The 14,752-nt window shown below is 63.2% G+C and carries 15 protein-coding genes; 11 read left to right on the top strand and 4 right to left on the bottom strand.

Features of this window, described 5'->3' with window-relative positions; translation table 11 throughout:
* Positions 1-16: 16 nt before the first annotated feature.
* Both ACKLNI_RS11425 and rbfA read right to left on the bottom strand, forming a co-directional pair.
* Positions 17-763, bottom strand: a complete 747-nt coding sequence (locus ACKLNI_RS11425; protein WP_413719198.1) for a phosphodiester glycosidase family protein — start codon at positions 761-763, stop codon at positions 17-19.
* The gene (gene rbfA, locus ACKLNI_RS11420) at positions 729-1,127 is read right to left on the bottom strand and encodes a 30S ribosome-binding factor RbfA (protein WP_413719197.1); all 399 of its coding nucleotides are present in this window, start codon (positions 1,125-1,127) and stop codon (positions 729-731) included. Before rbfA ends, ACKLNI_RS11425 begins: the two co-directional genes overlap by 35 nt.
* Before the next feature lie 91 nt (positions 1,128-1,218).
* Here rbfA and dapB point away from each other — a divergent pair, with 91 nt between their 5' ends.
* Positions 1,219-2,031, top strand: coding sequence for a 4-hydroxy-tetrahydrodipicolinate reductase (dapB, locus tag ACKLNI_RS11415; protein ID WP_413719196.1), 813 nt, complete (start codon positions 1,219-1,221; stop codon positions 2,029-2,031).
* Between the two features lie 58 nt (positions 2,032-2,089).
* Positions 2,090-2,446 carry a dihydrodipicolinate reductase gene (locus ACKLNI_RS11410; RefSeq protein WP_413719195.1) on the top strand — a complete coding sequence of 119 codons (357 nt, stop codon included), beginning with the start codon at positions 2,090-2,092 and terminating at the stop codon, positions 2,444-2,446.
* 12 nt (positions 2,447-2,458) lie between these two features.
* Here ACKLNI_RS11410 and ACKLNI_RS11405 read toward each other — a convergent pair whose 3' ends face one another.
* Entirely contained in the window at positions 2,459-2,638 is a 180-nt protein-coding gene (locus tag ACKLNI_RS11405; protein WP_413719194.1) for a DUF1674 domain-containing protein, read from the bottom strand.
* 70 nt (positions 2,639-2,708) lie between these two features.
* Here ACKLNI_RS11405 and ACKLNI_RS11400 point away from each other — a divergent pair, with 70 nt between their 5' ends.
* From ACKLNI_RS11400 to ACKLNI_RS11360, 9 genes are all read left to right on the top strand, one after another.
* A complete protein-coding gene (locus ACKLNI_RS11400) occupies positions 2,709-3,962 on the top strand; it encodes an RsmB/NOP family class I SAM-dependent RNA methyltransferase (RefSeq protein ID WP_413719193.1) in 1,254 nt (417 codons plus the stop codon).
* Between the two features lie 134 nt (positions 3,963-4,096).
* On the top strand, positions 4,097-5,797 hold the full coding sequence (locus ACKLNI_RS11395) for a heparinase II/III family protein (RefSeq protein WP_413719192.1): 1,701 nt from the start codon (positions 4,097-4,099) through the stop codon (positions 5,795-5,797).
* Between the two features lie 22 nt (positions 5,798-5,819).
* Positions 5,820-7,409 (top strand): bifunctional phosphoribosylaminoimidazolecarboxamide formyltransferase/IMP cyclohydrolase, encoded by a 1,590-nt coding sequence (gene purH, locus ACKLNI_RS11390; RefSeq protein WP_413719191.1) that lies wholly within the window; start codon positions 5,820-5,822, stop codon positions 7,407-7,409.
* Positions 7,409-7,906: a signal peptidase II gene (lspA, locus tag ACKLNI_RS11385; RefSeq protein WP_413719190.1), complete on the top strand. Its 498-nt coding sequence runs from the start codon at positions 7,409-7,411 to the stop codon at positions 7,904-7,906. The genes purH and lspA overlap by 1 nt, the downstream gene beginning before the upstream one ends.
* A gap of 27 nt (positions 7,907-7,933) precedes the next feature.
* Positions 7,934-8,455 carry a DUF3035 domain-containing protein gene (locus tag ACKLNI_RS11380; protein ID WP_413719189.1) on the top strand — a complete coding sequence of 174 codons (522 nt, stop codon included), beginning with the start codon at positions 7,934-7,936 and terminating at the stop codon, positions 8,453-8,455.
* A 96-nt stretch (positions 8,456-8,551) separates the two neighbouring features.
* Positions 8,552-9,895 carry a M16 family metallopeptidase gene (locus ACKLNI_RS11375; protein ID WP_413719188.1) on the top strand — a complete coding sequence of 448 codons (1,344 nt, stop codon included), beginning with the start codon at positions 8,552-8,554 and terminating at the stop codon, positions 9,893-9,895.
* Complete coding sequence (locus ACKLNI_RS11370; RefSeq protein ID WP_413719187.1) at positions 9,892-11,205, top strand: M16 family metallopeptidase; 1,314 nt, start codon at positions 9,892-9,894, stop codon at positions 11,203-11,205. Before ACKLNI_RS11375 ends, ACKLNI_RS11370 begins: the two co-directional genes overlap by 4 nt.
* A gap of 36 nt (positions 11,206-11,241) precedes the next feature.
* Entirely contained in the window at positions 11,242-12,144 is a 903-nt protein-coding gene (locus ACKLNI_RS11365; RefSeq protein WP_413719186.1) for an NAD-dependent epimerase/dehydratase family protein, read from the top strand.
* 79 nt (positions 12,145-12,223) lie between these two features.
* A complete protein-coding gene (locus ACKLNI_RS11360; protein ID WP_413719185.1) occupies positions 12,224-13,036 on the top strand; it encodes a universal stress protein in 813 nt (270 codons plus the stop codon).
* A gap of 9 nt (positions 13,037-13,045) precedes the next feature.
* Here ACKLNI_RS11360 and ACKLNI_RS11355 read toward each other — a convergent pair whose 3' ends face one another.
* Complete coding sequence (locus tag ACKLNI_RS11355; RefSeq protein WP_413719184.1) at positions 13,046-14,749, bottom strand: ankyrin repeat domain-containing protein; 1,704 nt, start codon at positions 14,747-14,749, stop codon at positions 13,046-13,048.
* Positions 14,750-14,752 lie beyond the last annotated feature (3 nt).

The following is a 14,752-nucleotide window of genomic DNA, read 5'->3' as shown; positions in this document are numbered from 1 at the left end:
CCCGCCGCACCGCGCGTCAATCGGCGCGCTTCAAGACGCCAAGGATCGGGCCCATCGGAAATCCGATATCGTGCCGGTCCAGCTCGGGAGCATAGAGCCGTGAGACCTTGCCATCCATGTAAAGCGCGTTCGGAGTCTTCAGCACGTCCCGGAAAAAGCGCGCGAAGCGATGAAAGTTTACGGGGCGGTTCGCGATCACCGCGAAAAGCCGTCCGGAAGCATCCACCCCAACGCCGTTTCTGATGAAGCGCGACGTCGAGTTTGGCAGGAACCTCGGGTGTAGGGCACCGTCGATCACCAGCATCGGTCCGGACTGGGAGGCATGCAGGCAGGCGGGCCGCTCCCGGTCAAATGCGCGGCTCTCGAGGACCCGGGCACGGGCTTCGGTCAGGCACAGCACCCCGTTCGGCAAAAGGCCAAAATTCCCCGGCCCCTCGCGCGTCACGATCCGGCTCACTTCCTGCCCGTCCTCTACATAAAGCCCAACGGGCCGCCGGTCCGGATGGTACATGCCCGCGTTCATCGCGAAGGAAAGCGTGAGGTTTCCAGCCGACACAGCGGCTTCAACATTGTCGAAGGTTCCAAGCGGACGGCCTTCCGCGTCGTTCAGGAACAGGCGGACGGTTTCGGTCGCGGGGTCTGCCTCGCACACCGTGAACGGCGTACTCTCGAAGGACAGGTCACGGCAACCTGCAGCGCTCGCGGGTAGGGCCGCGAGCATGGCCAGGCTAATCGCTGTCCAGATCGCGGCGTACATTGTCATCTGCGAACATCCGGCGGGTCTCGTCCAGCCGGTCATAGGTTTCATCGATAGCGAACCGGATATCGGGCGCGAATTTCAGCTGCAGTCCCTTCGACAGCACGCGCCGGATCTCCGACCGGTTCCGGCGAAGAGCATCCAGCGCCTCTTCCCGGTTCTGACCTCCGAGCGGCAGAACATAGGCCGTCGCGATCTTCAGATCGGGTGTGCAGCGCACCTCGCCGACAGTGATCGACATGCGGTTTAAATCCGGGTCGTGTATATCGCCCTGATTCAGCACATCGCTCAGCCGCCGCCGGATCAGCTCCGATACGCGAAGCTGCCTTTGAGACGGGCCGGGACCCTCGTTGAAACGTGATTTTGCCATACCCCGCACTTAAGCTTTCGCCGCCTTCGCGGCAAGCGATGCTTTCAAAGGTTCCGGCATCCGCGTAAGGAGAGGGGCGAAGGAGAGAGCGATGGAAGAAATCCCTGGTATCGTCATCACCGGCGTCTCGGGCCGCATGGGCCAGATGCTGGTCGCCGAAGTTGGAGCGTCCGAGGCGGCGGAACTTGTGGGCGCGTTGGAACGCCCCGGGCACGACTGGATCGGCAAGGATCTGGGCGAGGCGATGGGTGGCAAGGCGCTGGGCGTGATCGTCACGGACGATCCGCTCGAGGCGATGGCCAATGCGCAGGCCCTGATAGATTTCACCTCTCCCGAAGCCACGGTCGGGAACGCGGCGATCTGTGCGCAGGCCCGCGCCGTGCACGTTGTCGGCACCACGGGTCTGTCGGATGATGATCTCGCGAAACTGGATGCGGCAGCGCGCCACGCAACTATCGTCCGCGCCGGGAACATGAGCCTCGGTGTCAATCTGCTGGTGCAGTTGACCCGCAAGATCGCAAAGGCACTGGACGAAGATTTCGACATCGAGATCGTCGAGGCCCATCATCGCCACAAGGTCGATGCGCCGTCCGGCACCGCTCTCATGCTGGGCGAAGCAGCCGCCGAAGGCCGTGGGGTCCGGCTCAGCAACGTGTCGGATCGAGGACGCGATGGCATGACCGGTGCGCGTCAGCGCGGCCATATCGGCTTTTCCGCGATTCGTGGCGGAGACATCGTGGGCGAGCACGATGTGATCTTCGCCGCCCCCGGCGAGAGGATCGTGCTGAGCCATGTCGCAACCGATCGGCGGATTTTTGCACGCGGAGCGCTCAAGGCCGCGCTATGGGGGCAGGGACGCGGCCCTGGCGCCTTCGACATGATGGATGTTCTTGGCCTGAAGTGATCCGAATGCGACCGGCCTGCGTACATGAGGCGTAGGTCGAAAAGGAGAGCTTCGGAACATGCGCACTCTTGCATTCGGAACGGTCATCTGCGCGCTTCTCGCCTCGCCCGTCCTTGCGGAAGGGTTTCAGCGCATCGAAGACGAGCGCGGCTTTCTCTCTCTGGTCGAGGACAAGGAGCTGAAGCGCCTGGGTATCCGGCTGAAAGTCACCGATGACGGGCGCATCATGGGGAAGGCTTTCGGGCGTCCGGTGACTGGGGCGTGGCGTTGGGATAGCGGTTATTTTTGCCGTGATCTCGAAGTCGGCGGCGATCCTCTTGAATTCAATTGCCAGCTTGTCCAGGTCAGCGGACGGACGATGCGCTTCACGTCTGACCGTGGCGAAGGCATCTACGCCGATCTGAAACTGGACTGATCCGACCGCAGATCAGAAATCGATCGCCAGCCCTTTCTTTTCCCAGTCGCCATAGCGCACCGGCTCGGGGCCGTCGCGGCCACCCAGTTCAGTGGGAAGCTTCATGTCGTCGGCCTTCTTGCGGCGCTCTTCCGCTTCGGCCAGGGCGCGCTTCGCCGCCGGCGGCAGGTCTTCGCGGGTGTCTTCGGTCATGCGCTTGGTCCTTGTCTCAACCTACCCTCTGATATACGGGGCCGGGACGGTCAGACAAGGTAAGGCACAGATGGAACAGGCGGGATTGAAAGCCCGGGCCGCTGCGGCGGCGCTGATGACAGCCGTCACGGCCGATGGTCAGCTCCTCACCGCAGCCCTGCCTGCCATCGTCGAAGCCCTGCCTCCGGAAGAACGGGCGCGGGCGCAAAGGCTGGCGACCGAAGCCTTGCGCTGGGCACAGCGGTCGGATCGCCTGCTAGGTCCGTTTCTCCGCAACCGTCCCGAAGATCCTGTGATGAACCTCATGCGTCTTGCGCTCTACGAGATCAACGTCGAGGGCGCCGCGCCGCACGGTCCGGTCAATGCCGCAGTATCGTTGGCTACGAAAAGCAAGGCGGGCATGGTCAATGCCGTTTTGCGGAACGTGCTTCGGCGCGGGACGGACTGGGCATCGCTGCCGGTTCCGACATTGCCGAAGTGGCTCCGGAAAAAGCTGCTGGCGGCCTGGGGAAAAGAGGCCGTGACAGCGATGGAGGCCGTCCATGTCGCGGCTGTGCCGCTCGACATCACGCCACGCGATGACGCAGCGGAATGGGCTGCCAAGCTTGGTGCAGAGGTCTTGCCGACAGGAAGTCTGCGCCTGTCTCAGTTCGGGCAGGTTTCAAAGCTGCCGGGATATGCCGAGGGCGCGTGGTGGGTGCAGGACGCCGCGGCCGCAATCCCCGCTAGGCTGCTCGGGACGAAGCCCGGCGAAACGGTCCTGGACCTCTGCGCCGCTCCGGGGGGCAAGACCCTGCAACTGGCGGCTACCGGTGCCGACGTGACCGCTCTGGATATATCCGGGACGAGAATGGAACGCGTCGCCGAAAACCTTGCCCGGACCGGACTGAAGGCCAGCCTTGTGACGGCCGACGCGTTGAACTGGGTGCCCCAGGCAGCCTACGACGCCGTCCTTCTCGATGCGCCCTGTTCTGCGACAGGCACCCTCCGGAGGCACCCTGACCTCGCTTTTGCAAAGGCGGAAACCGGCCTCGAAGGATTGTACGATCTGCAGGCAAGGCTTTTCGATCGCGCATTCGGCTGGCTGAAACCGGGTGGCCGGATGGTGTTCTGCACCTGCTCTCTCTTTCCCGAAGAAGGCGAAGACCAGTTGGTGGCTGCGCTGTCCCGAAACCCCGACCTCCTGATCGAGACACCCGATGCGCAAGGTCTCGACCCCAAATGGAGTTCGCCCTCGGGCGGGCTGCGAATCCGCCCCGATCACTGGGCGGACAGGGGCGGGATCGACGGGTTCTTCATCGCGCAGGTTGCAAAACGCCGATAGCCGGCATTTTGCGATGACAGATCACGACCTGTCCGGTATCCTTCCTGCCAATCGGCCCGAACGAATGGGCGGCAAGAGGCAGGGCGACGACGTTGTCCAGAGACGAGAGTTGGTCGGCGCGCAGGACGCGCTGGATGAATGGCCTACATGCCCGGGCGGCGTCGCTTTCGCGCCCGGCAACCGCGTTCACCTCCACCCCTGAACCGCGCACGATCGGCACATTCGCCCGCGGACGCCAGATCACGGGCGGCAATTTCCTGTTCTCCGGATACCTTGTGCAGGCCCCCGGGACGATGATCTGGGACCTCCCCATGCCCGACGACGGGTTCGAGGCCGACTTGCACGGCTTTACCTGGCTCGACGATCTTGCGGCTGTTAGCGATGTACATGCGACGCGCCGCGCTCAGGAATGGACCCACGAATGGGTACGCCGCTTCGGCCGCGGCACCGGCCCGGGCTGGACCCCGGATCTCACCGGACGCCGCCTGATCCGCTGGATCAACCACGCCATACTTCTCTTGAACGGGCAGGAGCGCGCGACCAGCGAAGCCTATTTCCGTTCGCTGGCAAGCCAGACGATTTTCCTCAGCCGCCGCTGGCGTACCGCGTCACACGGGCTTCCACGTTTCGAGGCTCTGACGGGCCTGATCTACGCGGGCCTCGCACTCGACGGGATGGATCGGCACGTCGGGCAGGCGATGCGCGCGCTGGAGGTCGAATGCAAGCGCGAGATTGACGATCAGGGCGGTCTGATCACCCGGAACCCCGAGGAACTCCTGGACGTGTTCACGCTGCTCAACTGGGCTGCGGCTGCGCTTCAGGATACCGGAAGGATGCCGGGCAAGTCACTCTTGGATACCATCACCGCGATCGCTCCTGTCCTGCGGGCGCTCAGGCACTCGGACGGCGGTCTGGCCAGGTTTCACGGGGGAGGTCGTGGTATGGAGGGCCGGCTCGACCGGGCTCTTGCGACATCCGGGGTGAAGAGCGCGGCCGGTACCGGCCTTGCCATGGGCTATGCAAGGGTCACGCACGGCCGCACCAGCCTGATCATCGACGCTGCCTCTCCGCCGCCGGTTCCTGCCTCGGCAAACGCGCATGCATCGACGCTGGCGATGGAATTGACCTCGGGACGCCGGCCCGTGATCGTGAATTGCGGCTCCGGCGCAACCTTCGGCCAGAACTGGCGCCGGGCCGGGCGGGCAACGCCCAGCCACTCGACACTCGGGCTCGAAGGGTACTCCTCTTCGCGCCTTGGTCCCGCTTCGAGCAGCACCAAGGAAGAGTTGCTTGTCGATGCGCCACGGGACGTCCGGTTCGAGAGAACGGAGGTCGAGGGCGGCACGCGCCTCGTGGTCGGGCATGACGGCTATGTTGCCAGCCACGGGCTGACACATGTGCGCACGCTTCATCTCGGCTTCGACGGACGCTCCCTTCGTGGTGAAGACGCCTTGATTGCCATGTCGTCTCAGGACCGTCGACGGTTTGACCTTTCCTTTGACAAGTCCAAGCTGAAAGGCACGCCTTTCACGGTGCGCTTCCATCTGCATCCGGATGTGGACCCGCGGGTCGACATGAACGGAGCCGCGATCTCGTTGGCCCTGAAAAGCGGAGAGATCTGGGTATTCCGCGCGGCGAATGGCACGCATATTGCCTTGGAAAGCAGCGTCTACCTAGAAAAAACCCGCCTCAGCCCCCGTGCGACCAAACAGATCGTTCTATCTGGCCGCGCCTTGGAGTATTCCACGCGCGTCAGCTGGTCCCTGTCCAAGGCCCAGGAAACCCCGACGGCCGTCCGTGACTACGGGATAGAGGATATGCTGGCGACAGATTGAGACAGCAGGAACTGATCCAGACATGACAGATATTCAGCCGGTGCGCCGCGCCCTTCTCTCCGTTTCAGACAAGACCGGACTCGTTGAATTCGCCACACAACTCTCGACACGGGGCATCGATCTGGTCTCCACCGGTGGGACTGCGAAGGCGCTACGCGACGCCGGGCTCGCCGTGCGCGACGTGTCAGAGCTTACCGGCTTCCCCGAGATGATGGACGGTCGGGTCAAGACGTTGCACCCCGCGGTGCATGGCGGGCTTCTGGCGCTGCGTGACGATGCCGGTCATGTTGCGTCGATGGAAGAGCACGGCATTGGCGCGATCGACCTGCTGGTCGTCAATCTCTACCCCTTCGAGGCTACGGTTGCAGCCGGTGCCGACTACGACACGGCGATCGAGAACATCGACATCGGCGGGCCGGCAATGATCCGCGCGGCCGCGAAGAACCACAAGTTCGTCAACGTCGTCGTGGATGTCGAGGACTACGGGGCGATGCTGGCCGAGCTCGACGCCAATGGCGGCGGCACCAGCTACGCGTTTCGCCAGCGCCTCGCGCAGACCGCTTATGCCCGTACGGGCGCCTATGACGCCGCAGTTTCCACTTGGATGGCGTCGGCCATAGGCGAGGCAACGCCGCGCCGCCGGGTGTTCGCGGGCACTCTGTCCCAGGGGCTCCGTTACGGCGAGAATCCACATCAGGCGGCGGCGTTCTACACCGACGGCTCCGCCGAGCCCGGGGTCGCGACGGCTGTTCAGCATCAGGGCAAGGAGCTCAGCTACAACAACATCAACGACACCGATGCCGCCTTCCGCCTGGTCGCTGAATTCGCACCCGAGGATGGCCCCGCATGCGCGATCATCAAGCACGCCAACCCCTGCGGAGTGGCGCGCAGCGCAAGTTTTGCGGCGGCTTTTGCGAGTGCATTTGACTGCGACCGCACCTCGGCCTTCGGAGGGATCGTCGCCCTGAACGGCACGCTCGACGGTGACACGGCCCGCGCCATCTCGGAGATATTCACCGAGGTTGTCATTGCCCCGGACGCCACCGATGAGGCCAAGGAGGTCTTTTCGGCAAAAAAGAACCTGCGGCTTCTGACAACCGGAGGTCTTCCTGATCTGCGTGCTCCGCGCCTTGCCGCAAGACAGGTTTCGGGCGGCTGGCTGGTTCAGGACGACGACAACGGGCACATCGCGGCTTCTGACCTGAAGGTGGTCACCAGGAAGGCGCCCACCGATGCCCAGGTCGCTGATCTTCTTTTTGCCTGGACCGTCGCCAAACACGTCAAGTCCAACGCCATCGTCTATGCCAAAGGCGGACAGACCGTCGGCATCGGCGCGGGCCAGATGAGCCGGGTCGATAGCTCTACCATCGCCGCACTGAAGGCCGGGCGCATGGGCAAGGAAATCGGCCTCGATCAAAGCCCCGCCATCGGTTCGGTCGTGGCATCCGATGCCTTCTTCCCGTTCCCCGACGGCCTGCTCGCGGCGGCGGAGGCGGGCGCAACCGCCGTGATCCAGCCCGGAGGCTCCATGCGGGATGACGCAGTTATTGCAGCGGCAGACGATGCAGGGCTTGCCATGGTCTTCACCGGCATGAGACATTTCCGGCACTGATGCCGACGCTTGCGATCATGACCCGCACGGCGATTGTCGTGTTTGTCCTCGACCAGCTAACCAAGCTGTTCGTCGTGCAGTATCTGGATCTCAAGACGCGCCAGACGATCATGGTACTCGATCCCTTCCTGAATTTCCGCATGGCGTGGAACCAGGGCATCAATTTCGGGATCGGAGCGGGCCTTGACATGCGCTGGGTCCTCGTCGGCCTCGCGCTTCTGATCAGTGCATGGATTGTCTGGTGGATGCGTCGCGACCGGCCGGGCCTCTGGGTGCAGATGTCCGCGGGACTCGTTCTGGGCGGGGCGATCGGCAACGTGATTGACAGGATCGTGTACGGCGCGGTTGCCGACTTCCTGAACATGGCCTGTTGCGGCTTTGAAAATCCCTGGTCCTTCAACGTGGCGGATATCTCGATTTTCCTCGGCGCCATCGGCCTGATCTTCCTCACGGGTGAGGCACCAAAGGACCGTGACGTCGAGGGCGGGACCGGGTAAGAGGGGAAAAAGGCCTCGGGAGGCACGATGCGACCACTGATACTCATGGCAATGGCGTTTCTGACGCTCGCTGCATGCGGCGGCTCGGATGAGCCGAACCTTCTCAACATCAGCCAGCCGCGCTCCGAAGGCCCCGACGAGTTCGCGATCCTGCCGGCCAAGCCGCTTGAAATGCCTGCGGACATGGCCGCGCTGCCCGATCCGACGCCCGGCGGGACCAACCTGACCGATCCTACGCCCTTCGCCGACGCGGCAGTGGCAATGGGCGGCAACCCCGAGGTACTGACCCGCCGCTCGGCCGACGGAGCCCTTGTCGCCTATGCTGGCCGCTATGGCGTCGATCCCGCGATCCGCGCTGATCTGGCGGCCGCCGATCTCGAATACCGTCGCCAGAACGATGGACGCCTGCTGGAACGGCTGTTCAACGTGAATGTCTATTTCCGCGCCTACGAACCCCTGGCCCTCGATCAATACGCCGAGCTGGAACGCCTCCGCCGGGCCGGAATTCGCACATCCGCAGTACCACCTGATCCGGCCGAAGACGAATAATGGGCCGGCGCTTCGCTCACGTCCGCGTAAGCGGAGCTTGAAGAGCGCCAATATCGCCCTCATTTCTACCAGGTAAACGAACGGAGAAGAGTGTCGATGCGTCAGTTTCTTGCCGCCCTGATCCCCGCAGTGCTCAGCATGGTCTTGCCCCTGCAGGCTGCTGAAGTGACCGATTTCAAACTGGACAACGGCTTGGAAGTCGTCGTGATCGAAGATCACCGTGCGCCCGCCGTCGTGCACATGGTCTGGTACCGTGTCGGCTCCGCGGACGAGCCCCCGGGGCAGTCGGGCATCGCTCATTTCCTTGAACACCTGATGTTCAAGGCCACGGACGAACTGGAATCCGGTGAGCTCTCCGAGACTGTCGCCCGAAATGGGGGCAGCGACAACGCGTTCACTTCCTATGACTACACAGGCTATTTCCAGCGCATCGCGGCGGATCGGCTGGAACTGGTTATGCGCATGGAGGCCAGCCGCATGGACGGTCTCGCCCTCGTCGAGGACGATATCGCCACCGAGCGCGATGTCGTCATCGAAGAGCGCAACCTGAGAACCGAAAACGATCCTGGCGCTCTTTTCGCCGAGCAGCGCAGCGCCGCGCAATACCTGAACCACCCCTACGGCATCCCGATCATCGGTTGGAAACACGAGGCGCACAGCCTGACGCTCGAAGACGCGGTTAGCTTCTACGAACAGCACTACGGGCCGAACAACGCGATCCTCGTCGTCGCTGGAGATGTCGAACCCGAACAGGTGCGTGAGTTGGCTGAGACCTATTATGGGGTGATCCCACCGAACCCCGCCGTGAAGCCGCGCAAAAGGGTCGTCGAGCCGCCGCAACTGGCCGAACGTCGTTTGGTGTTCACGGATCCAAGGGTCGCCGATCCTTACGTGGTCCGAACCTATCTCGCGCCCGAGCGTGATCCCGGTGCGCAGGAAAAGGCGGCAGCGCTCACGATGCTGGCTCAGGTCCTCGGCGGGTCGCCCCAGACGTCCGTCTTCGCCGAAAAACTGAATTTCGGCCCGCCAAAGGCGATCTACTCCGCTGCGTGGTATTCGGGCCAGATGCTCGATGACACGACCTTCGGCCTGGCGATCGTTCCTGCTGAGGGCATGTCACTTGAAGAGGCCGAGGCGGCCATGGATCAGGCGGTCGCGGAATTTCTGGAAGAAGGCGTGGATCCCGAGGATCTTGCACGCATCAAGATGCAAGTCCGATCCTCCGAAATCTATGCGCTGGACGACATCTCGACCGTCGCGAACCGTTATGGCAGCGGCCTGACCAGCGGCTTGACCATCGCCGATATCCAGGCCTGGCCTGCGATCCTGGAGGCGGTGACCGAAGAAGACATCATCGCCGCGGCGCATGAAGTGTTCGACCGTCGCAACGCGGTGACAGGCTATGTCATGCCCACGGACGCCGCGGAGGTGAGCCAATGATCCGCGCCTTCCTCGCGTTCGCTACCGCTCTCTTCCTGTCGGGTCCGGCGCTTGCTGCTGTCGAAATCCAGGAGGTCACCACGCCTCAGGGTTTCGAGGCCTGGCTTGTCGAAGAACATTCGATCCCGTTTGTCGCCATCGAAATCCGCTTCAAGGGCGGCGCCTCGCTCGATCCGGAAGGCAAGCGCGGTGTCACAAACCTGATGACCGGTCTCATCGAGGAGGGGGCCGGCGACATGGACGCGCGCGCCTTCATCGCGGCACGGGATGCACTGGCTGCCAGCTACTCATTCAGTGTCCATGACGACGCGCTCACCGTATCGGCGCGCTTCCTGACCGAGAACCGGGATCAGGCCGTCGCGCTTTTGCGCGAAGCCCTGGTGAATCCGAGGTTCGACGACGAAGCGATCGAGCGTGTCCGCGCACAGGTGCTTTCCGGTATCCGCTCGGACGAGACCGACCCGAACAGTATCGCCGGACGCACGTTCGACCAAATGACCTTTGGCGACCACCCCTACGGATCGTCCAGGGACGGCACACTGGAAAGCGTTGCCGCGTTGACCCGTGACGACATTCTCGCCGCGCACAGGGCGGTGATGGCGAAAGACCGTGTCTTCATAGGCGCCGCCGGTGACATCACTGCCGACGAACTGGGCGCTATCATCGACGCGCTTTTGTCCGACCTGTCGGAAACCGGTGCCCCGATGCCCGAAACGGCAGAATTGGCTCTGACAGGCGGCGTTACCCTCGTACCGTTCGAAACCCCGCAATCGGTTGCCCTGTTTGGACATGTGGGCATCGATCGGGACGATCCCGATTTCTTCGCCGCCTATGTCGCGAACGAGATCTTCGGCGGCAGCGGGCGGCAGTCTCGACTGTCGGACGAGGTGCGCGAGAAGCGCGGACTGACCTATGGTGTCGGAACCTTCCTCGCCGATTACGACTATGCCGACCTCCTGCTTGGCCAGTTCGCGACTGCGAACGACCGGATGGCGCAGGCGATCGAGGTGGTAAAGGACGAGTGGTCGCGCATCGCGCAAGAGGGCGTCACCCAGGACGAACTCGACGAGATCAAGACTTACCTGACCGGTGCCTATCCGCTTCGTTTCGATGGAAATGGCCCTATCGCGCGGATCATGGTGGGCATGCAGATGCAGGGGCTGACACCCGACTACATCAATACCCGCAACGATAAGGTGAACACGGTGACGCTGGATGACGTCAAGCGTATCGCCGAGCGGCTCTTTCGTCCGGAGGAGTTGCGGTTTGTCGTTGTCGGCCAGCCCGACGGCGTCGAGAATGTAAACTGAAGACCCGGGGATACCCGGGCAGAAGGAGGGAACATCATGCGCATTCTTTTCACCGGAGGCACCGGCAAGGCCGGCCGCCATGTAGTCCCGTATCTCATGGCCAAGGGGCACCGCGTCCTGAACGTGGATCTCAAGCCCCTCGACCATCCGGGCGTCCTGAACCGGATCGCCGACATCACCGATCCGGGACAGATGTACGACGTGATGACGAACTATGCGGATTTCGACGAACTTGAACCCGGCACCGGAATGCCTTCGTTCGATGCCGTCGTTCACTTCGCGGCTGTGCCTCGGATCATGATCACCTCGGACAACGAGTGCTACCGGGTGAACACGCTCGGCACATACAATGTCATCGACGCCGCTCTGCGGGCCGGGGTCCGAAAGGTAATCTTCGCGTCATCCGAAACGACCTATGGCGTCTGCTTTGCCGATGGCGAGCGCAAGCCCGAGTACATCCCCGTCGACGAAGAACATCCGACCGTGCCACAGGACAGCTACGCCATGTCCAAGGTTGTCAACGAGGTGACGGCGCGCTCGTTCCAGCGCCGCAGTGGGGCGGATATCTACGGACTTCGGATCAACAACGTGATCGAGCCGCACGAGTACAAATCCATGTTCCCGGATTTCATCACCGAACCCGAAAAGCGCCGTCGCAACATCTTTGCCTATATCGATGTGCGCGACCTGGGCGAGATGGTGGAATGCTGCCTGCAAACCGATGGTCTGGGATACGAGGTGTTCAACGTCTCGAACGACGATCACTCGGTCGCCGCGACGACCGCCGAGCTGATCGGCACGTTCTACTCCGGTGTACCGATCACAAAGGACATGGGCGAGAACGAGACATTCTACTCCAACGACAAGGCGAAGCGTATGGTCGGGTATCGCCCGGCGCACAACTGGCGCATGTATCTCGACGACCCGACGCGCGCCTGAACATCGGTTTGATCCGGGGCAAGGTCTGGCCTGACGAAATCGGTTAGCTTTCGTCTGTCTTCGACAGAAGGGGGCTCCAATGAGAAAGATTGTCGTTGCAACGGATCTGTCGGAACGCTCCGACCGCGCGGTCGAGCGGGCGCTTCGCCTGTCCTCAGAGCTGAACTCGGAATGCATCGTCATTTCGATCATAGATGACGCCATGCCCGAGTCGCTCGGGGTAGAACTCGGAACTCGCACCGAGACCCGGCTTCGGGCCATGCTCGACGCCCATGGCGGCACGAACGCTCTCCTGGATGTGCGGCGGGGCGACGTGGTTCCCGGTGTTCTCGGCCTGGCGGAAGACTATGATGCCGATCTCCTCGTGCTCGGTTTGCATCGCCGCCGGGATTTCTTGGACGCCTTCCGGGAAACGACGATGGAGCGCATCGTGGCCCTATCGGCCCGCCCGGTTCTTCTGGTCCGGGATCCGGTAGATCGCCCGTACGAAAAGGTTCTCGTCGCGATCGATTTCTCTCGCGCCTGCGCCGAAGCGGTATCCGCGGCCAACAGGATTGCGCCCGGAGCGGAAGTGGCATCCATCCACGCCTACCACGTCCCGTTCTTCGGGCTGACCGGCGGAGCGGACACGGAGATGGCGCGTGCGGTCAGGCGCGAGACCGAGGAACTCGCGGCGGCATGGCAGAAGAACCACGGTGTGCTGGGCAATGTGCCCGAGGTCGTCGCGGGTAGTTTCCGGGAAGTCCTCGAGCGCAAGCTGAAATCCTACCGGCCGCAAGTGCTTGCCATCGGGGCGCATACGAGGTCGGGCATCGGGCTTCACAAACTTGGATCGTCCACCTCGTCACTCATGCGCGACCCGCCCGCTGACCTGCTGGTCGCTCTCGGTTGATCCCGGCGATCAGCGTGCGTCGAGAAGCAACAGCGACTTGCCCAAAGCGCGATGGCTTCGCTTCAGGCGACGCATCAGGTTGCCCGACATGTTACCGCGTTCCAGGTCGGCCTCGGTCGCGTTCATCCCGCTTTGCAGATACGTCACCAGCGTCCGCCCTTCACTGTCGCGGCAATCGGTGTCGGCACCGTGGCCCAGCAACAGGCGAAACACCCGCTCGTCCTCGGCAGCGGCGAACAGCAGGGGTGCAATGAAGCGACGGCCCCACATGGTGCCCCATTCCAGCGTCACGTTCGGGTTCGCGCCCAACTCGAGCAGAGCCGCGGCCTCGACCGCGTGTCGTGCCGCCACCGCACATGCCAAGGGGGTCTTGCCGTCATATTGCCGGGCTTCCAGATCCGCCCCTGCCTGCACCAGCATCCGGGCGATGCCGAGTTGCTCCTCGGCATCCTTGCGACCGTCCATGGCAAAGATATGCAAGGCTTCGCCGTTTCCCGGCGCGCCCTTCACCGAGGCGCCCGCCGATAGCATCAGCCAAAGCTTCTCCAGCCGATCCTCGGATGCCCGGATCGGCCAGTAAATTGGGTGATCCCCCCTCAAGTCGAAGGAACCGACTTCGACACGGGCCAGCGCCACGCGGAACTCGTGCAATGTCTCGGCATTCTGAATCGACTGGAACACCGCCGGTTCTTCCTGCCATGTGACCTTTCGGCCTGCCCCCGCCTGCTGGTATCCGGGAAGGGCGGCGATCATGGCAAGCGACCGCTCAAGATTGGAGACGATCTGCGCATGGAAAACGCCTTTCGCGCCGCCTTTGAGGGCATCCTCGGCATAGCTTTTCCACGTGGCGATCTCGCCCCGCCACCACCCGCCAAGCCCGGCGGCCATCCGAACCCGTTCGGCGTCATCGCCGATTTGGTCCAGCAACAGCCGCAGCTTGTCGGGCTTTTGGACCGCACGCTTCAGGTCCACGTCGCGAACCCTGGAGCCGGCCGCCAGGAAATGGCCCACGTCCTCCGTGCTGCCCATCTCGACCGCGATGGTCAAAGGAGTTCGGCCGTGAATGTCCGGCGCCTCCAGGTCGGCGCCCTTGAATACCAGAAGCCGCAGGATCGGCAGCCGGACGGCGGCCTTGCGGTTCATGGCCGCCATCTCATGCAGAACGGTGCTGCGCAGACGCGTGGCCAGATCAAGCCGGGCGCCGGCCGCCAGCATCAGTTGCACCCGTTCCAGCGGCTTCTCCCGCGCCGAAATCGCCCAGATCAGAGGGAAGGGGGAAAGCTTTCCGGCGGTTGTGCCATGAAGTCGGTCAAGCTCGACGCCAGGCATCGCCGCGCAGAATTCCTCGAAGCTTTTTGCCTTGTAAAGCCGCTCGGCGGGGTACGAGAACTTCAGAAACGCGGTGATTTCCTTGATCCTGGCCTGTAAGCCCCGGATCTCCTCCCGCCGGGCGTTCGTCTCGACCGGGCTTTCGGACTCCTCGGCCTCGGCCGCCTTGCGGCAGGCATCGTAATACGCCTGGACCGTTTTCGCATAGTCCAGGTAACGCGCGCGGACATCTTCGGTCAGGTCGGCGCCGCAGTCTTCGATGATCCGGTCGAGAGCATTCCGAAGGCCTTCACCACGCGCCGCCGAGGGCGTGTCTTCCGTCAACCCGACGAACAACTGGGCAATGCGGATGTCGATGTTCCTGCTGGGGTCGAAATGGGCCATGCC

It is taken from the genome of Silicimonas lutimaris (assembly GCF_047314965.1).
Taxonomy (GTDB): Bacteria; Pseudomonadota; Alphaproteobacteria; order Rhodobacterales; family Rhodobacteraceae; genus JAVJUV01.
This window is presented reverse-complemented; position numbering and strand designations above follow the sequence as displayed.